This is a genomic window from Saccharopolyspora sp. NPDC000359 (assembly GCF_040300525.1).
Lineage (GTDB): Bacteria > Actinomycetota > Actinomycetes > Mycobacteriales > Pseudonocardiaceae > Saccharopolyspora.
The window spans coordinates 41,870-59,421 of the sequence record NZ_JBEPDU010000032.1; the positions used below are offsets into that span (position 1 = coordinate 41,870).

Consider the following 17,552-nt stretch of genomic DNA (forward strand, 5'->3'; position numbering starts at 1 on the left):
AAGGGCGGTCTCAGCGGTTGTAGGCGGGCATGGGGCCGCGCAGCGCGGCGCCGACCTCGTCGCAGGCGGCGGCGACGTCGGCGGGCAGCGGGCCCTTGCGCAACGCGGTGATGTTCGAGGTGAGGTGGTCCAGTTTGGATGCTCCGAGCAGCACGGCGTCGACGACCGGCCGGGTCAGCAGCCAGCGCAGCGCCAACTCGGTCAGCGGCAGCCCGGCGCCCTCGGCGATCCGCCCCAGCGCCGAGACGGCCTCGAACAGCCGCTCGTCCCAGTAGCGCTGCCGGTACATCCCGGCGAGCAGCGAGTCGCCGAAGCGCCCGCTGCCGGGGTCGCTGCCGAAGTGGTGCTTGCCGGTGAGCAGCCCGCCGCCGAGCGGGTTGTAGACCACTGTGCCCAGTCCGGTGGACCTCGCCATCGCCGCGTACTCGTCGTCGATCCGGCGCGCCAGCAGGTTGTAGAGCTGCTGCGCCACCACCGGCCGGGGCGCGCCGACCCGGTCGGCGACGTGGTTGAGCTCGACGACCTGCCAGGCCGCGAAGTTCGACACCCCCAGCTCGCGGACCTTGCCCTCCGCGACCAGGTCGGCGACGGCGCGCAGGGTGTCCTCGACGTTCGCGGCGTAGTCGGGCTGGTGCAGGTAGAACAGGTCGATGTGGTCCACGCCGAGCCGCCGCAGGCTGCCTTCGACGCTGGCCCGCAGGCCCTGCGGCGAGAGCGGCGAATGCTCCCCGGCGTCCGGGTGCGGGATGCCCGCCTTCGTCGCCAGCCTGATCCGGTCCCGGCGGGGTGCGATGAGCGGTGCCAGCAGCTGCTCGGTGGTGCCCCCGGCGTAGCCGTTGGCGGTGTCCACGTCGGTGATTCCGGCGTCGAGCGCGGCGTCCAGCATCGCCTCGGCCTCGGCGGCCGCAGCGGTGTCGCCGAAGGTCATCGTGCCGAGCACCAGCCTGGGGTCGGTCATGGTCTTCCTCCCGTGTCGGAGATCGCGGTCAGCAGGTGCCGCGGTTTGCGGCCGGTCATCGTGGTCGGGTCCAGGGCGGCGTCGCGCAGCGCGCGCGTGTAGGCGGACGCGGGGCGGGTCAGCACCGCACCCACCGGGCCGCGCTCGACGACCTCGCCGCGCCGCAGCACCAGCACGTCGTCGCTGAGCTCGTGCACCACACCGAGGTTGTGCGAGATCACCACGTACGCCACCCCGGTCTCGGCCTGGATGTCCTTGAGCAGGGCCAGGACCTGCGCCTGCACGGACACGTCCAGCGCGCTGGTCGCCTCGTCGCAGACCAGCACGTCGGGGCGGCAGGCCAGCGCCCGCGCGATGCCGATGCGCTGCCGCTGCCCGCCGGAGAACTCGGCGGGACGCCGGTCCAGCGCGCTGGGCGGCAGCTCGACCCGCTCCAGCAGTTCCCGCGCCTGCTGCCTGCGGTCGCGCACTCCGCGCAACCTGAGCGGCTCGCCGACGATCTCGGCGGCGGTGAGCCGCGGGTCGAGGGAGCCGTAGGGGTCCTGAAAGATCATCTGCACCCGGGAGCGCAGCGGGCGCAGCCGCCGTTCGGACAGCTGCGAGATGTCGGTGCCCGCCAGCAGGATCCGGCCCGACGTGGGGCGCTGCAGGCGCACGATGCTGCGCGCGATGGTGCTCTTGCCGCACCCGGATTCACCGACGATGCCAACGGTGCGGCCCCGGTCCAGGCCGAACCCGACACCGGAGACGGCGCGGAACACCTCCCGCCGGCCGGGGCCGGGGAACTCGACGACCAGGTCTTCCACCCGCAGGACCTCGCTCACGCCGTCGCCCCCTCACCGGACAGCCGCGGCACGGCGGCCAGCAGCTCCTTCGGGTACGGGTGCTGGGGCGCGCCGATGACCTGCTCGACCTCGCCGCTCTCCACGAACCGGCCCGCGCGCATCACGTGCACCCGGTCGGAGACCATCCGCGCCACGCCGAGGTCGTGGGTGATCATCAAGATCGCCACCCCGGTGCGCTCCTGCAACTCCATGAGCAGGTCCAGCACCCCCGCCTGCACGGTGACGTCCAGTGCGCTGGTCGGCTCGTCGGCGACCAGCAGCTCCGGTTCGCCGACCAGCGCGCAGGCGATCAGCACGCGCTGCTGCAGCCCGCCGGAGAGCTGGTGCGGGTAGCGCTCGAGCACCCGTTCGGGGTCGGGAACCCGCACCCGTTCCAGCAGTTCCGCCGCCCGCACCCGGGCCTGCCGCCGGGTGGTGCCCCGGTGCCGCAGGCGGACCAGCTCCACCAGCCGCGATCCGACGGTGTGCACCGGGCTGAGCGCGGTCATCGGGTCCTGCGGGACGAGTCCCACCACCCGCCCGCGCAGGTCCTGGATCGCGGCGGGGTCGGCGATGACGTCGTGCCCGGCGAGCACCGCCCGGCCCGACAGCACGGCCAGGTCCGGCGGCAGCAGCCGCAGCAGGCCCATCGCCGTGGTCGACTTGCCGGAACCGGACTCGCCGATCAGCGCCACCGCCTCGCCCGGGTCGACGTGCAGCGAGATCCCGTCCACGGCGCGGACCACACCGCGCGCGGTGATGAGTTCGATCTGCAGGTCCTCGACGTCCAACAGCCTGCTCATGCCGCTCCCCTCCGAGTGCGCGGGGCGTCCCGCAGCCCGTCACCGAGCAGGTTCACGCCGACCACCAGCAGCACGATCACCAGGCCGGGCAGCGTGACCAGCCGCCACGACGTGGTGATGTAGTCCTGTCCGTCGGAGATCAACCGCCCCCAGGTGGGGAACGGCCGCTCCGGACCCGCGCCGAGGTAGCTCAGCGCGCTCTCCAGCAGCACCGCCTGCGCCAGCAGCAGGAGCACGACCAGGCTGGTCTGCCGAACCACGTTGGGCACCAGGTGGCGCAGCAGCACGCCGCGGTGCGTGAGGCCGAGCGCGCGGGCCGCCTCCACGTAGGGCTTCTCGCGTTCGACGAGCACCATCGACCGCGTCATGCGGGCCACGTCGGGCCACTGGGCGATCGCGATCACGGCGGTGATCACCGGTACCGACGGCCCGAACAACGCCACCACGAGCAGCAGCATCATCAGCAGCGGCAACGACATCTGCGCTTCGAGCAGGCGGGAGACCACCGCGTCCACCCAACCGCCGAAGTACCCGGCCGCGGCGCCCGCGGCGAGCCCGATCAGGCCGGAGACGACCACGGCGAGCACCCCGATGAGGATCGACACCTGCCCGCCTTCGAGGACCCGGGCCAGCACGTCCCGGCCCAGCTGGTCGGTGCCGAACAGGTGCCCGTCGGTGATCGGCGGCAGCCGCCGCGCCCCGAGGTCCTGCTCGGTGGCCGCGGGCAGCGGGAGCAGGTCGGCGAGCGCGACCGGCAGCACCACCAGCGCGGTGAGGATCGCCCCGGCCCAGATCTTCGCCGTCGCGGTGCGGGACCGGCGGGTGGCGCTGGCCCTCCGCAGGTGGGCGGGTGTGACGCGGCTGGGCCGCTCCGTCGTGGTGTTCATCGCGCCGTGTCCCTTCCGAGGCGCACCCGCGGGTCCAGCAGCGGGTACAGCAGGTCGACGAGGAGTTGGGCGAGGATCGCCAGCGCGGCGGTGACCAGCACCGTCGCCTGGATCAGCGGGTAGTCGCGGGTTTCCAGCGCGCGCACCACCAGCGAGCCGACGCCGGGCCAGTTGAACACGACCTCGACCACGACGACGCCGTTGAGCATCGCGGCGAACCGGGTGCCCAGCGCGGTGAGCACCGGGATGGCCGAGTTTCCGAGCGCGTAGCGCCACAGGATCCGGTGCTCCGGGATGCCGTGCGCGCGGGCCACCGCGACGTGCGGCGCGGTCAGGTTGCCGACCATCTCGCGGCGCACCAGCCGGGAGATGAGCGCGACCTGCAGCAGCGCGACGGTGACCGCGGGCAGCACCAGCCCCGACCACGTGGTGAAGCCGGAGGCGGGCAGCACCGGCAGCAGCACGGAGAAGGCGGTGAGCAGCATGATGCCGCTCCAGAACTCGGGCATCGACTGGGCGGCGACCACCGCGACGTTCGCGCCGGTCTCGCGCGCGGAGTCGGCGCGGCGGGACATCCAGATCCCCAGCGGCAGCGCGACCACCGCGGTGAGCGCGATCGCGGCCAGCGCCAGCGTGATCGTGTAGGGGACGCGGCCGAGCACCACGTCCAGCGCGGGGGCCCGGAACGAGTAGGACGTGCCGAGGTCCCCGGTGAACAGCTGCCCGAGGAACGTCAGGTACTGCGCGGGGATCGAGCCGTCCAGGCCGAGCTGGGCGCGGATCTCCGCCAGGTCCTCGGTGCTGGCGTTGGGTGCGGCGAAGGCGGTGGCCGGATCGCCCGGCGCCATCCGGATCAGCACGAACACGGTGGAGACGGTGAGCAGCACGACCAGCGCGCTCTGGCCGAGCCGCTTCGCGACGTAGCGGACCACCTCACGCCCCCAGACCGATGCCGGTGAGCTCGTAGGAGTTGGTGGCCTCCAGCGAGACGTCGGTGACGCGGGTGCGGTAGGCCAGCACCGAGTTCGGCACGAACGCCCACATCGCTGGCCACGAGTCCCACACCACCTGCTGCAACCGGGCGGTGACCTGTTGGCGGCGGGCGGTGTCGACCTCGGCGTAGGCCTCGTCGAGCAGGGCGAGCACCTCGTGGTTGACGTAGCCCTGGTAGGTGTCGCGGGTGAGCTCGCGCTCGGGGGTGCCGCCGTACATGCCCTGCAGGATCGGCAGCGCCGCGCCGACGGGGGAGGCGTAGCCGTTGCCCAGCACGTCCCAGTCCCCGCCGCGGCCCTGGCGCCACTCGGAGATGTCGCCGCCGGGTTCGAACTGGCGCAGCGCCACCGGGACCCCGATGTCGCCGAGCATCTGCACGACGGCTTCCATCACGCTGGTGTCGCCGGCGAACTCCCCGGTCTCCCAGATCAGCGTGAGCCGCAGGTCGCCGTGGCTGATGCCCTCGGCTTCCAGGACCTGCTTGGCGCGCCGCGGGTCGAACTCGTAGCTGCCGCAGCGGACGGCGCCGTTGAGCGTCTCGGCGACCGGACCGGTGGCCGAGCGCACCGAACCGGACAGCACCTCCTCGGCCAGCCGCCGCCCGTCCACCGCGAGCGAAAGGGCCTGCCGGACGGAGGCCTTGGCCAGCGGGTGGTCGGCGGGTTTGCGGAAGTTGTAGAAGAGCTGGTTGATCCGGGTGCCGCGGACCTGCTCGATGGCGACGTCGGGCAGCCCGCGCAGCTGCACGGCCGAGTCGGGGGAGATGGTGTCGATGATGTCGAGCTCGCCGGAGCGCAGCCCGACCACGCGGTTGGACTCCTCGGGCACGAACCGCACCTGGACCTGCGCCACGCGCGGCGGTGCGGCCCAGTAGTCCTCGTTGCGGCGCAGGGTGTACTCGCCGGTGCCGCGGTTGGACGCCACCACCACGTACGGGCCGGTGCCGACCCCGCTCTGCAGCTCCTCCGGGCGGTTCGCCGCGGCCGGGGTGATGAGGATGTTGGCCATCAGGTAGTCCAGGACCGGCAGCGGGTGCTCGGTCTCGAGGGTGAAGGTGCGGTCGTCGACGGGCACCACGGTCGGCCACTCCGGGAAGAACGCCGCCAGGTAGGAGCCGCTGACCTGCCGGTACATCTCCAGCGCGGTGCTGACGTCGGCGATGCGGACGGGGCTGCCGTCGGAGTAGCGGAGCCCCTCGCGCAGCCGCGCCGTCCACTGCGCCGGGGCGGTGCGCTCGAACCGGTCGGCGAGCACCGGTACGGGGGTGAGGTCGGGGCCGATGCGGGTCAGCCCCTGGCGCACCGCGCGCTGCACGGTGACCGCGGCGTCGAACTGGTTGAGCTTGTTGTCCAGCGAGACGAGCGTGCGGTTGAGCCCGAGGCTCACCGAACCGGGCGGGGGTCCGCCGGTGGGGCCCGCGCAGCCGGGGAGGACCGCCGCGCCGCCGGCGACGCCGAGCGCTTTGAGCAGTGTTCTTCGGGATAACCGCGCCGATCGCGGCGTCGCCGTCCGCACCTGGAACCTCCCGTGAGCACCGTTGCCGAGGGCCTGTTGGTGCGACACGCTGACATAGTTGCGCGAGATGCGCAATATAGATAGCGTGATTCGCGCAGAAAGTGCTGTGCGGGTGTGGTCGTCAACGCGCCGAAGATCACCAGCTTTGCCGGTTCTGGTGGCATCCCCTGGGAATGGCGAGACGGCAGGGCCGGTGGCCAAACTTGCGCGTTTCGCGCACAATCACGGAGTGCAAGCGTGCGCGCCCCGGCCCGGTGGCCTGGTCGCGACCACCCCGCCAGCCCGACCCCCAGGAGGCCCAGTGAGTCCGTCGTCGCCCGTCATCGCCGTCACCATGGGGGACGGGGCTGGTGTCGGTCCCGAAGTCGTGGTGGGCGCGCTCGCCGACGCGGCCGTGCACGAGCTGTGCCGACCCCTGGTCATCGGGGACGCCCACCGACTGCGGGAAGCCGCCCGGCTGCGCGGCACCGCGGTCGAGGTCGTCGAGGTCGGCTCCCCTGCCGAAGCCCGGTTCGAGCCCGGGCGCATCGACGTCGTCGACCTCGGGCTGCTCCCGGCGGACCTGCCGTGGGGGAAGCTGAGCGCGGTCGCCGGTGAAGCCGCCTACCAGTACGTGCGCGTCGCCGCGGAACTCGCGGTGGCGGGGGAGGTGCAGGCGATCTGCACCGCCCCGCTCAACAAGGAGGCGCTGCACGCCGCCGGGCACCTCTACCCGGGGCACACCGAGCTGCTCGCCGCGCTCACCGGCACCGAGGAGGTGTCGATGATGCTGTCCACGCCGAAGGTCAAGGTCATCCACGTGACCACGCACATCGGGTTGGTCGACGCGATCGCGCGGATCGAGCCCGGCCTGGTGGCCCGCACCGTCCGCCGCGGCCACGTGGCGATCCGCGCCTCGGGGGTCGAGGCGCCGGTCATCGGGGTGTGCGGGATCAACCCGCACGCGGGGGAGAACGGGCTGTTCGGCGCGGGCGAGGAGGAGGCGAAGATCGTCCCGGCGCTGGAGCAGCTGCGCGCCGAGGGCATCGACGCGCGCGGCCCGCTGCCCGCCGACACCGCGTTCTTCCTCGCCAGCCGCGGTGACTACGACCTGATCGTGGCGATGTACCACGACCAGGGGCACGCGCCGGTCAAGGTGCTGGGCATCGAGGCGGGCGTGAACATCACCGTGGGGCTGCCGGTGATCCGCACGTCGGTGGACCACGGGACGGCCTTCGACATCGCCGGAACCGGCGTCGCGGAGGTGGGTAGCATGGTCGAGGCGTTGCGCCAGGCCGCGGACCTGGCACCGGTTTCGGTCGGCTGAAGGGACGACGAGTGGCCCGCGATTCCAAGCTCCGCCGGGAGGCCATCGTCCAGCTGGCCACCACCACCGGTCTGGCCGGTGTGGACGAGCTGTCCGCCCACTTCGGGGTCACTGCGTCGACGATCCGGCGCGACCTGGCCCACCTCGAGCGCGCGGGCGCGCTGGCCCGCACCTACGGCGGGGCGATGGCGATCGTCGCCCACCCGGAGGCGAGCCTGCGTCAACGCGTCGGCGAGGAGTTCGAGGCCAAGCGCGCGATCGCCCGGTGGGCGGCCCGCCAGCTCGGCGCGGGCGAAACCGTGCTGCTCGACGCGGGTTCGACCACCGGAGCCCTCGCCCACGAGCTGCGCGGCGGCCCGGCGCTGACGGTGGTGACGACCGGCATGACGGCCCTGCAGGAGCTGGCGTCGGCCGAGGACGTGACGGTGGAGTGCCTCGGCGGGGTGCTGCGCCCGAAGAGCCAGGGGTTCATCGGTCCGCTGGCCGAAGCGGCGCTGGAACGCCGGACCTTCGACCGGGTCTTCCTGGGCGCGGACGGGGTCACCGCGGAGGACGGCATCTGCGAGGCAGACATCCGGCAGACCCGGCTCAAGGAGCTGATGGCGCGCCGCGGCGACCACGTCTACGTGCTGGTCCACGCGGCCAAGATCGGCCGCCGCCCGTTCCACGCCTGGGCCCCGCTACCTCCTAAGTGGACACTCGTGACGGATGCCGCGGCGACCGGTGCGGACCTGGAACCGTTTCGCGCCAAGGGGGTTGCGGTCGTCGTCGCCGACGAGCACGGCAACGACGTGTCGGCAACCTCCTGTTAGCGAACTTCGCGAGCGCTGTCAGGCCGGTGGGCCATACTTGGGCCGAACGAAGATCGTGATGTGTGGAGGCAGCGATGACCACGATGAGCCGGGCGTACCTGCGGGCAGCGGAAGCCGCGGTTGAACTCCTCCGGGACCCGGCGGTGTCGGCTGCCTGGGACAAGCCCAGCGCGTTGCCGGAGTTCAGCGTGCGGGGGCTCGCCGGGCACCTGGGCTCCCAGGTCCTGCACGTCACCCGCATGCTGGCTGCGGAACCGGTCGCGGAGCGGCCGATGTCCCTGACCGAGTTCTACGGCGCGGCGCAGGCCTTCCACACCGGCATCGACTCGGACATCAACGTTCGCATCCGCGAGATGGGCGAGGACCTGGCGGTCGACGGGGCACCGGCGCTGGCCGCCGAGGTCGCCGCGGCCGTCGAGGAGCAGCGCGCCGCGCTGCCCGCGGAACCCGACGACCGGGTCGTCTCCTTCGGGCAGCGCCCGGTGCGGCTGGCGGACTACCTGGTCACCCGCATGATGGAAATCGCGGTGCACTCCGACGACCTGGCCGTCAGCGCGGGCATCGAGACCCCGGAACTCCCGCACGAGGTCGTCGAGCCGGTGATCGGGCTGCTCGCCGAGCTCGCCGTCGTCCGGCACGGCCAAACCCCGGTCCTGCGCGCGCTGAGCCGGGCCGAACGGGCCCCGGGAACCATCGCGGCGATCTGAGCAGGCCCCGCACCAGCAGCGCCGTTCGGCGATCGCCGATCATCGAGCGGCGCGTTGGTTATCATCTGCGGCATGGCGTCCGAAACACCCGCGAGTCGCGGTGAGATGCGCGCGTCCAACGCCGATCGCGAGGCGGTGGTGCAGCGGTTGCAGGAAGCCGCGGGTGAGGGGCGCATCGACTTCACCGAGCTGACCGAGCGGGTGGACCAGGCGTTGGCGGCCAAGACCTACGCGGAGCTGGACCCGCTCATCGCCGACCTGCCGGTCTCGCAGGTCGCCCCTCCCACCGAGCCGCTGGCCGTCGACGGCGGGAAGTACGGGAACTCGCGGACCGGGCGCTGGCAGGTCCCCGAGCGGATCAGCGCGCACGGCGGCTGGGGTGGTGTGAAGATCGACTTCAGCGAGGTCGACTGCAGGCTCCCGGTGATTGACGTGGAGGCGCACGGCCAGCAGGCCGGGGTGACCCTCGTGATCCCCGAGGGCTGGGCCGCGCAGGTCGGCGAGATGGAACCCGGCCTGGGCGGCTTCAAGGACAAGACCACTGCCCACCGCGAGCCCGGCACCCCCCTGCTCCGCCTCAGCGGAACGGGCGGCATGGGCGGAGTGGTCCTCCGCCACCCCAACGCCTGGGAACGCCGCAAACTCCGCCGCAAGGGCTAGGGAACCTCCTGAACGCCCACCAGAACACCGGGCCGACCATGGCATGATGCGCGGCGTGGTTGTGGAGATGAGTGTGCGGGAGCACCGGTTGGTGTACGGGTGCATGGGGCTTGGTGGGAGCCGGGACGAGCCGCTCGGGGCTGGTGACGTCGCCGCGGCCGAGGTTGCGGTGCAGGCTGCGCTGGATGCCGGGATCACCATGTTCGACCTCGCCGACATCTACCGGAACGGCAAGGCCGAGGCCGCTTTTGGTGAGGTGCTGGCTCGTTCGGCCGGGTTGCGCGAGCGGATCGTGCTGCAGACCAAGTGCGGCATCCGCGTGGCGGATGGCGAGCGGCCGGGGATCTACGACCTGCGTGGGCGCAGCATCGTGCAGCGGGTTGAGGAGAGCCTCACCCGGTTGCGGACCGACGTGCTCGACGTGCTGCTGCTGCACCGGCCGGACCCGCTGGCCGATCCGGAGGACGTCGCCAAGGCGCTGATGTCCCTGCACGAGCAGGGGCTCGTCCGGGAGTTCGGCGTGTCCAACATGAACGCCGCGCAGATCGCGCACCTTCAGGCGCACCTCGGGGTGCCGCTGGTGGTCAACCAGCTGGAGATGAGCCTGCACCGGCGGGACTGGGTCGAGGACGGCGTGCTGGTGAACACGCCCGCGAGCGCGGCGAACGGGTTCCCGGCCGGGACGGTCGAGCACTGCCGCCGCAACGACATCGCCCTGCAGGCGTGGGGACCGCTCGCCCAGGGGCGCTTCACCGGGCGCCAGGAGAGCACGACCGAGCAGGCGACCGCGCAGCTCGTCGCGGAACTCGCGGAAGCGAAGGGCACCTCACCGGAGGCGGTCGTGCTGTGGTGGTTGCAGCGCCACCCGGCCCGCATCGCACCGGTCATCGGGAGCACGAACCGCGAGCGGGTCCTGGCCTGCCGGGACGCCGCGCAGCGCGAACCCGACCTGACCCACGAGGAGTGGTACCGGCTCTGGATCACCGCCCGCGGCGAACCCCTGCCCTGACGCCAGCGCGACCGAGCGCGCCCCGGCCCCGGGCCGGAGAATGCGGGACGCGTGGTCCGCGGGGGAAGGGACGGAGTCATGGGCGCGATCAAGGTGGTCGGTCTGGTCCAGCACCCGCGTCGGCACTGCACCGAGGTGGTCGGGGCGATCGCCGAGTGGGCGGGCGAGCGCGGCATCGAGGTCGTCGGGCTCACCGGCGAAGCCGCTCCCGGGCTCCCGGAGCTCAGCGCCGAGGAGCTGGCCCGGCGGGCGGACCTCGTGGTCAGCCTCGGCGGCGACGGCACCATGCTGCGGGCGCTGCGCCTCGCGCACGAGCACCGGACGCCGGTGCTGGGCGTGAACCTCGGGCGGCTGGGCTTCCTGCCCGAGGTCGACGCGCCCGAGCTGGCGGAAGCGCTGTGCGCGATCGACGAGGACCGCTTCACCACCGAGGCCCGTTCCGGGCTGTGCATCACCAGCTCGGGTCGCTCCGTGGTCGCGTTCAACGACATCGCCCTGCTGCGCTCGCCGGGTTGCGGGATGGCCGCGATCGAGGTGCACATCGAGGGGCACCCGTTCGTCAGCTACTCCGCCGACGCGCTCGTCGTCGCCACCCCGACCGGGTCCACCGCCTACAGCTTCTCGGCGGGCGGGCCGATCGTGTCACCCCAGGTCGGAGGCCTGCTGATCACGCCGGTGGCACCGCACTCGGCGTTCAACCGCGCCCTGTTCCTGTCCGAGCGCGAGCAGCTGGCCCTGCGGATCCTGCCCTCCAGCGGGGAGCTCGGGGTCGAGGTCGACGGGCGCCTCGTCGCCCGCCCGGAACCCGGCACGCTCATCGACATCACCGTCCAACCCGCGGCGGCGCGCGTCGTGCGCCTCGGGCGCACCACCTTCTACCAGCGGGCCCAGCGCAAGCTCCGGCTCACCGGTTCGCCGACCACCTGAGGTCCGCGGTCAGGTCGTGCGGTGGGCGGGCGGCGAGGGCGGCGAACAGGAACTGGAGGAGGCTGAAGAACAGCAGGGCCGCCAACGCCCAGTCCGCGGTCGCCGAAGCGTCGGTGAGCGCGCCGATCAGGGCCGGGCCGAGGGCGGCGAGCAGGTAGCCGTAGCCCTGCGCCATCGCCGACAGGCGGGTCGTCTCGCCGCTGTCGGTGGTGTGCGCGGGGATCGCGGCCATGGCGGGCGCCAGCGCGGCCATGCCCACGCCCAGCAGCCCCGACCACAGGACCGGCGCCGCGCTCGGCGCGACGAGCAGCCCGAGCAGGCCGATCCCGCCGCTGCCGGTGGTCAGCACCATCCAGGTGCCGATGAGCTTGGCGTTGCGGTAGCAGGAGGCGGTGATCACCGCCGAGGCGACGATGCTGACCACGAGGGTCCCGGCGCTGAGCGCGGCGGCGCGGACCGGTCCGACGCCCGTGGTCCGGAGCAGGACCGGCTGCCAGGACAGCAGGGACAGCGCTTGCAGCGACTGCAGGCCCATGAACATCGTCAGGTACCAGGCCCGGGCGCTGCGGAGCAGGGAACCGCGCCGCGGCAGCGGGAGCTGGCGGGCCGCGGCGCTCGTCGTCGTGGCGCGCGAGAGCGGCAACCACAGCAGGAGGGCGGCCGCGACGGGCAGGATCCAGGCGCCCAGCCCGGTGCGCCACCCGCCGATCGAGGTCAGCCAAGGCGTGGTCGCGGTCGCCGTGGCCGCTCCGGCACCGATCACGCTGGCCGACAGGGTGGTGAGCGCGGCCGCGTGCGAACCGCCCAGCTGCTGGCAGACCGCGGGCAGCAGGACCTGCAGCCCGCCGATCGCGCAGCAGGCCAGGACGGTTCCGGCGAGCAGCGACCACTGGCCGTGGGTGATGCGCACCGCCTGCCCGGCCAGCAGCACGCCGAGGAACAGCACGACGCTGCTCAGCGTCCCCCAGCGCTGGCGCAGCAGCGGGACGAGGAACGTCGTCGCGGCGATGCAGAGGGCGGGCAGCGCGGTGAGCGCGGACACCGCCGCGGTGCCGAGCCCCAGCGCGGCGCGGAGTTCGGGCAGCGCCGCGCCGACCGCGGTCACCGCGGTCCGGGCGTTGAACGCGGCCACCACGATGGCGGCGATCGCCAGCGCCTGCGAGCGCTTCCGCGGTGCCGGGGTCTGGACCACGCGCTGGATCGGCAGGGTCTGCTCGGTGGCGATCGCGACGGAGGTGGACATGCGCCTTTCCCGGGCCGTGCTGGTGGTTTCGGCGTCGGCGCGAGATGTTCGCTGCGCCAGGGGTGAGGGCGGAGCTGATGGCTCCGGACCGAGATCATGATAGGGGTGCGCGCGGGAGCCAAACCGGCGACCCGACGATCCACTGTGGAGGCGTTGTGCTACCGGAATGCACGATCCCGCACACGCATCCGATCGCGCTCCGGACTGGCCACCGGGCGGCCGAGCAAGTTAGCCTTGCCTAACGAACTGGGGTTGTCCCCGTCGGCGAGCCGAGGAGTCCGATTGACGACTTACCTGACCGTGACCAGCGCGGAGCTGGTGACCCCCACCCTGCGCCGGGTGTGGTTCCGCACCGACGACCTGTCGGCCTTCGCGGGCAGCGAGCACACCGACCGCTACGTCAAGCTGATCTTCCCGAAGCCGGGGGTGACCTACCCCGACCCGATCGACGTCCGTGCGCTGCGCGGCGAACTGCCCGCCGAGGACCTGCCGACCGTCCGCACCTTCACCGCGCTGTTCCCGGACGTCGAGAGCGGCACGATGGCCATCGACTTCGTGCTGCACGGGGACGAGGGGGTCGCGGGCCGCTGGGCGGCCGCGGCCGCGCCGGGGGACCAGCTGGCGGTCAACGGCCCCGGCGGCGCCTACCGACCCGACCCGGCGGCCGACTGGCACCTGCTGGTGGGCGACGAGACGGCGCTCCCGGCGATCAGCGCGGCCCTGGCCGACCTGGGGCCGGACGCGGTGGTCCGCGCGGTCCTGCTGGTCGACTCCGCGGACCACGAGCCGAAGCTCGACGTCCCGGCCCGCGGCGAGGTGACCTTCCTGCACCGCCGCGAGCTCGGCGCGGACGGCGTGCTCGACGCGGCGGTCCGGGGCCTGGACTGGCTACCGGGCCGGGTGCACGCCTTCGTGCACGGTGAGGCGCACGAGGTGATGCGCCGCATCCGCCCGCACCTGCTCCGCGAGCGCGGCCTGACCCGCGACCAGGTGTCGATCTCGGGCTACTGGCGCCAGGGGCGCACCGAGGAGGGCTTCCGCGAGTGGAAGGCCGAGTTCGCCCGAGTCGAAGGCCGCTGAGGCGGGAGCCGCCCGCGGTGGTCCGACGGCCTCAGTGGTGGCCGCGGATCACCGCGCGGGCTGCGGCGGTGGACTTCCGGACGACCTGGTCGGGGGTGTAGTCCTGCCTGGTGAAGACCCCGTCGAGCCAGAACATGCCGTAGCCGTGGGCTTGGGTGAACAGCTGCTCCATCAGTTCGAGCGCGTCCTGCGGGGCGGCTGAGACCGCCAGGCAGAGCTTCAGGAACTGGTCGGTGAGCCTCCGGGTCTGCTCGTGCAGTTCGGCGTGCTTGGGGCCCTGCAGGCCTTCCGCGTAGATGACGTTCATGCCCGCCCGGCGCTCGATCACGTAGCCGGTGTAGGCGCCGGCGGCGGCCGCCAGCGCGTCCACGGGGTCGTCGTGGGCCTCGACCGCGCTCCGCACGCGTTCCGCGAGCTGGCAGGCGACCGTGGCCGCCGCGGCTGCCAGCAGGCTCTCCCGCTCCGGGAAATGCCGGTAGGGGGCGGCCGGGCTGACCTTGGCCCGGCGTGCCACTTCGGCCACCGAGAAGCCGCTTAGACCGCGTTCGGCGATCAGGTCGAGCGAGACGCGCACCAGCTCCGCGCGCAGGTCGCCGTGGTGGTACTTGCTGCCCATGCCGTACGTCACATCGCCCGGTCGGAATATGTAAGAGCCCTCTTACGTAGTGAATGTAAGAGGTCTCTCACATGATCGGGACCTGTGGCACGGCTTTCCCACGGAGGTTTCATGAGCACGATCACGCACGCTATCGCCGTCCCGGCCCCGGGGGCACCCCTGGAGCAGACGACGATCGAGCGACGTGACCTGCGGCCGGACGATGTGCTGATCGACATCGCCTACGCCGGCATCTGCCACAGCGACATCCACCAGGCCAAGGAGGACTGGGGCGAGGCGATCTTCCCGATGGTCCCCGGGCACGAGATCGCCGGTGTCGTCGCCGCGGTCGGCTCGGCCGTGACGAAGTACCGGGTCGGGGACCGGGTCGGGGTGGGCTGCATGGTCGACTCCTGTGGTGGGTGCGAGTACTGCCAGGCCGGCACCGAGCAGTTCTGCGTGAAGGGCAATGTCCAGACCTACAACGGCGTCGGCTTCGACGGCGAGAACACCTACGGCGGCTACAGCCAGCAGGTCGTGGTCAAGGACGCCTTCGTGTGCCGGATCCCGGAGGGCGTCGAGCTCGACGTCGCGGCGCCGCTGCTGTGCGCTGGCATCACCACCTACTCGCCGCTGCGCCAGTGGGGTGCGGGTCCGGGCAAGAGGGTCGCGGTGGTCGGCCTCGGTGGGCTCGGGCACATGGCGGTCAAGCTCGCCGCCGCAATGGGCGCCGAGGTGACGGTGCTCAGCCAGAGCCTGAAGAAGCAGGAGGACGGCCTCAGGCTCGGCGCCAAGGACTACTACGCCACCAGCGACGAGTCGACCTTCGAGGCGCTGAAGGGCCGCTTCGACCTGATCCTGAACACGGTGTCGGCGAAGCTGCCGATCGACGCCTACCTCGGCATGCTGCGGGTGGGCGGCGCGATGGTCAACGTCGGCGCGCCCGGCGAGCCGCTGTCCTACAACGCCTTCTCCCTACTGGGCGGCAACAAGGTGCTGGCCGGGTCGATGATCGGTGGCATCGCCGAGACCCAGGAGATGCTGGACTTCTGCGCCGAGCACGGCATCGGCGCCGAGATCGAGCTGATCTCCGCGGACGAGGTCAACGAGGCCTACGCGCGGGTGGAGAGCAGCGACGTCCGCTACCGGTTCGTCATCGACACCGCCACCATCGGCGGCTGAGTGACTCCGGCGGCGGCGTGCGTTCCCCCGAGCGCGCCGCCGCCGGTCCCCGGCGGTGCTGCGTACCATGCGCCAGTGGACGATTCGGGCGTGAGCAGTTCCGGGCCACCGGGCGGGCGCATCTCGGTCGACGCGGTGCTGGCCCTGCTCGACCTGGCGGCCAAGGGCCTGCCCGACGAGCACGACGCGGTGGCCGACCTGCTGGCCGCCGAGCAGCTCGACGTTGAGTCGGTGGGGCAGGTCGGGCAGCGGGTGCGCGAGCTGCAGGGCGTGGTGGCCCGGCTGCACCGGCGCGACCGGGAGCTGTCCGCGCTGTTCTCCTGCGCACGGGAACTCGCCGCGCTGCACGACGTGGACAAGCTGGTCTCCGGCCTGGTGCGCAGGGCCCACGACCTCGCCGGGACCGACGTCACCTACCTCTCGGAGTTCGACGAGCGGACCCGCGAGCTGCGGGTCCGCTCCACCGCCGGGGCCGTCGCCGCGGCCTTCCAGCGGTTGCGGGTGCCGCCGCACACCGGGCTGGCGGGCAAGGTCGTCGAATCACGCGCTCCACAGTGGACTGCGCACTACGCGCACCTGCGGGACGTGCCGCACGCCGACAGCATCGACGTCGCGGTCCGCGCCGAAGGCTTGGTATCCATCCTCGGGGTCCCGCTGATCGCGGGGGAGCACGTGCTGGGCGTCCTGTTCGCGGCCAACCGCAGCGAGCACGCGTTCTCCCCGGAGGAGGTCGCGCTGCTGTCGGCCTTCGCCGACAACGTCGCAGTCGTCCTGCAGACCGCCCGCCTGCTCTCGCAGGCCCGCGACGCGGCGGACGAAACGCAGCGCGCGTACGCCGAGCTGGCTCAGCACGTCGAGGCCATGGAACGCGCCGGGCAGGTGCACGAGGAGCTGACCGCCGCCGTCCTGCGCGGTGGCGGCGCCACCGATGTCGCCCGGACGCTGAGCGACGCGTTGCAGCGGCCCGTGGTGATCGTCGACGAGCACCACGCGGTGCTCGCCTCCTCGGACGGCGGCGCGGCGGGGGTGGTCGACGCCTCGCCGGTCCGGGCCGCGCTCGCCGAGAGCAGGCGGTCGGGCCGGTGCACGCTGGTCGAGCCGCCCGGTGCGCACCGCGCGGCCGTCGCGGTGCTGGCCGGGGACATGGTGCTTGGCGGGCTGCTCATCGGTGACGGCGCGGTGGAGCTGGGGGCCGTCGAGCAGCGCACCATCGAGCGCGCCGCGCAGATCACCGCGCTGCTGACCCTGAAGCAGGACGCCGTCCGCTATGCGGAGGACCGGGTCCGCGGCGAGCTGCTCAACGACGTCCTCAGCCCTGACGTGCGCCGGCACTCCGACCTCGCGGCGCGGCTGCGCGCCCGCCGGGTGCGTCCGCAGGACCTGCGCACCGTCGTCGTCGCCGTGGTCGCCCCGGAGCTGCGCCGGGCGGCGCTGCGCGCCCTGGCTCCCACGTCCGGCCTGTCCGGTGAGGTCGAGGGCGTGGTCACGGTCGTCGTGCCGGAAGCCGAGCCGCGGCAGGCGGCAGCGGCGGTGCGGGACCGGGTGCGCGCGGGAACGGGCGTCGAGGAGGTCCTGGCGGTGGCCGCGCGGCCCGCCGACGCCCTCGACGAGCTCGCCGGTCGCTTCGCCGCGGTCCGGGACTGCAGCCAGGTCCTCGCCGCGCTGGGCGTCGAGTCCGCGGCGGCCGATGCCGATGAGTACGCGCCCTACACCTCGATGTTCGCCGGTGAACCGGCCAGCGCGCAGCAGTTCATCGACCGCGTGCTCGGCCCTGTGCTGCGCTGGGACGCCGAGCGCGGCACCGAACTGCTGACCACCCTGCGCCACTTCGTCGACTGCAACGCGAGCCCCGTCCGCGCGGCCCGACGGATGGGCGTGCACACCAACACCGTGCTGCAGCGGATCGACCGGATCACCAGCCTGCTCGGCGACTCGTGGCGCGAACCGGAACCGTTCTTCCGCCTCTCGGTGGCGGTGCGCCTGGCGGAGCTGCGGCGGCGTTTCCAGCTCGACCCGTAGCACCGGGTGCGCAGTCCCTCGCCGACGGCGAC

At 72.8% G+C, this 17,552-nt stretch carries 17 protein-coding genes; 9 read left to right on the forward strand and 8 right to left on the reverse strand.

From position 1 onward, the window contains the following. Positions 1-10: 10 nt before the first annotated feature. From ABT324_RS20670 to ABT324_RS20695, 6 genes are read right to left on the reverse strand one after another with little or no spacing between them, the layout of a single operon-like run. Complete coding sequence (locus tag ABT324_RS20670; protein ID WP_351179820.1) at positions 11-958, reverse strand: aldo/keto reductase; 948 nt, start codon at positions 956-958, stop codon at positions 11-13. Continuing rightward, positions 955-1,782, reverse strand: a complete 828-nt coding sequence (locus tag ABT324_RS20675; RefSeq protein ID WP_351179823.1) for an ATP-binding cassette domain-containing protein — start codon at positions 1,780-1,782, stop codon at positions 955-957. The genes ABT324_RS20670 and ABT324_RS20675 overlap by 4 nt, the downstream gene beginning before the upstream one ends. Further along, positions 1,779-2,585 (reverse strand): ABC transporter ATP-binding protein, encoded by an 807-nt coding sequence (locus ABT324_RS20680; RefSeq protein WP_351179826.1) that lies wholly within the window; start codon positions 2,583-2,585, stop codon positions 1,779-1,781. Before ABT324_RS20680 ends, ABT324_RS20675 begins: the two co-directional genes overlap by 4 nt. Further along, positions 2,582-3,472: an ABC transporter permease gene (locus ABT324_RS20685; protein ID WP_351179829.1), complete on the reverse strand. Its 891-nt coding sequence runs from the start codon at positions 3,470-3,472 to the stop codon at positions 2,582-2,584. The genes ABT324_RS20680 and ABT324_RS20685 overlap by 4 nt, the downstream gene beginning before the upstream one ends. Further along, the gene (locus ABT324_RS20690; protein ID WP_351179832.1) at positions 3,469-4,404 is read right to left on the reverse strand and encodes an ABC transporter permease; all 936 of its coding nucleotides are present in this window, start codon (positions 4,402-4,404) and stop codon (positions 3,469-3,471) included. Before ABT324_RS20690 ends, ABT324_RS20685 begins: the two co-directional genes overlap by 4 nt. A gap of 1 nt (position 4,405) precedes the next feature. Then, entirely contained in the window at positions 4,406-5,980 is a 1,575-nt protein-coding gene (locus ABT324_RS20695; protein ID WP_351179835.1) for an ABC transporter substrate-binding protein, read from the reverse strand. Positions 5,981-6,281: 301 nt separating this feature from the next. Here ABT324_RS20695 and pdxA point away from each other — a divergent pair, with 301 nt between their 5' ends. The 6 genes from pdxA (at position 6,282) to ABT324_RS20725 (ending at position 11,401) form a co-directional block, all read left to right on the forward strand. Then, the gene (gene pdxA, locus ABT324_RS20700) at positions 6,282-7,286 is read left to right on the forward strand and encodes a 4-hydroxythreonine-4-phosphate dehydrogenase PdxA (protein WP_351179838.1); all 1,005 of its coding nucleotides are present in this window, start codon (positions 6,282-6,284) and stop codon (positions 7,284-7,286) included. Between the two features lie 11 nt (positions 7,287-7,297). After that, complete coding sequence (locus ABT324_RS20705; protein ID WP_351179841.1) at positions 7,298-8,098, forward strand: DeoR/GlpR family DNA-binding transcription regulator; 801 nt, start codon at positions 7,298-7,300, stop codon at positions 8,096-8,098. 74 nt (positions 8,099-8,172) lie between these two features. After that, positions 8,173-8,805, forward strand: coding sequence for a maleylpyruvate isomerase N-terminal domain-containing protein (locus ABT324_RS20710; RefSeq protein ID WP_351179844.1), 633 nt, complete (start codon positions 8,173-8,175; stop codon positions 8,803-8,805). 72 nt (positions 8,806-8,877) lie between these two features. Beyond that, positions 8,878-9,465 (forward strand): DUF1707 SHOCT-like domain-containing protein, encoded by a 588-nt coding sequence (locus tag ABT324_RS20715; protein ID WP_351179847.1) that lies wholly within the window; start codon positions 8,878-8,880, stop codon positions 9,463-9,465. A 67-nt stretch (positions 9,466-9,532) separates the two neighbouring features. Then, on the forward strand, positions 9,533-10,474 hold the full coding sequence (locus ABT324_RS20720) for an aldo/keto reductase (RefSeq protein ID WP_351179850.1): 942 nt from the start codon (positions 9,533-9,535) through the stop codon (positions 10,472-10,474). Between the two features lie 78 nt (positions 10,475-10,552). Beyond that, the gene (locus ABT324_RS20725; RefSeq protein ID WP_351179853.1) at positions 10,553-11,401 is read left to right on the forward strand and encodes an NAD(+)/NADH kinase; all 849 of its coding nucleotides are present in this window, start codon (positions 10,553-10,555) and stop codon (positions 11,399-11,401) included. Here the strand turns inward: ABT324_RS20725 and ABT324_RS20730 are convergent. Next, the gene (locus ABT324_RS20730; protein ID WP_351179856.1) at positions 11,379-12,644 is read right to left on the reverse strand and encodes an MFS transporter; all 1,266 of its coding nucleotides are present in this window, start codon (positions 12,642-12,644) and stop codon (positions 11,379-11,381) included. The two genes, ABT324_RS20725 and ABT324_RS20730, sit on opposite strands and share 23 nt — an antisense overlap. Positions 12,645-12,926: 282 nt before the next feature. Between ABT324_RS20730 and ABT324_RS20735 the strand changes: the two genes are divergently transcribed. Then, the gene (locus tag ABT324_RS20735; protein WP_351179859.1) at positions 12,927-13,724 is read left to right on the forward strand and encodes a siderophore-interacting protein; all 798 of its coding nucleotides are present in this window, start codon (positions 12,927-12,929) and stop codon (positions 13,722-13,724) included. 31 nt (positions 13,725-13,755) lie between these two features. Here ABT324_RS20735 and ABT324_RS20740 read toward each other — a convergent pair whose 3' ends face one another. Next, positions 13,756-14,340, reverse strand: coding sequence for a TetR/AcrR family transcriptional regulator (locus ABT324_RS20740; protein ID WP_351179862.1), 585 nt, complete (start codon positions 14,338-14,340; stop codon positions 13,756-13,758). 111 nt (positions 14,341-14,451) lie between these two features. Between ABT324_RS20740 and ABT324_RS20745 the strand changes: the two genes are divergently transcribed. Continuing rightward, positions 14,452-15,501 carry an NAD(P)-dependent alcohol dehydrogenase gene (locus ABT324_RS20745; RefSeq protein WP_351179865.1) on the forward strand — a complete coding sequence of 350 codons (1,050 nt, stop codon included), beginning with the start codon at positions 14,452-14,454 and terminating at the stop codon, positions 15,499-15,501. A gap of 90 nt (positions 15,502-15,591) precedes the next feature. After that, entirely contained in the window at positions 15,592-17,520 is a 1,929-nt protein-coding gene (locus ABT324_RS20750; RefSeq protein ID WP_351179868.1) for a helix-turn-helix domain-containing protein, read from the forward strand. Positions 17,521-17,552: the final 32 nt, after the last annotated feature.

Coding starts and splice junctions, on each gene's coding strand:
- ABT324_RS20670 (WP_351179820.1), bottom strand. CDS start 958: ATGACCGACCCCAGGCTGGTGCTCGGCACGATGACCTTCGGCGACACC.
- ABT324_RS20680 (WP_351179826.1), bottom strand. CDS start 2,585: ATGAGCAGGCTGTTGGACGTCGAGGACCTGCAGATCGAACTCATCACC.
- ABT324_RS20685 (WP_351179829.1), bottom strand. CDS start 3,472: ATGAACACCACGACGGAGCGGCCCAGCCGCGTCACACCCGCCCACCTG.
- ABT324_RS20710 (WP_351179844.1), top strand. CDS start 8,173: ATGACCACGATGAGCCGGGCGTACCTGCGGGCAGCGGAAGCCGCGGTT.
- ABT324_RS20715 (WP_351179847.1), top strand. CDS start 8,878: ATGGCGTCCGAAACACCCGCGAGTCGCGGTGAGATGCGCGCGTCCAAC.
- ABT324_RS20720 (WP_351179850.1), top strand. CDS start 9,533: ATGAGTGTGCGGGAGCACCGGTTGGTGTACGGGTGCATGGGGCTTGGT.
- ABT324_RS20725 (WP_351179853.1), top strand. CDS start 10,553: ATGGGCGCGATCAAGGTGGTCGGTCTGGTCCAGCACCCGCGTCGGCAC.
- ABT324_RS20730 (WP_351179856.1), bottom strand. CDS start 12,644: ATGTCCACCTCCGTCGCGATCGCCACCGAGCAGACCCTGCCGATCCAG.
- ABT324_RS20740 (WP_351179862.1), bottom strand. CDS start 14,340: ATGGGCAGCAAGTACCACCACGGCGACCTGCGCGCGGAGCTGGTGCGC.
- ABT324_RS20745 (WP_351179865.1), top strand. CDS start 14,452: ATGAGCACGATCACGCACGCTATCGCCGTCCCGGCCCCGGGGGCACCC.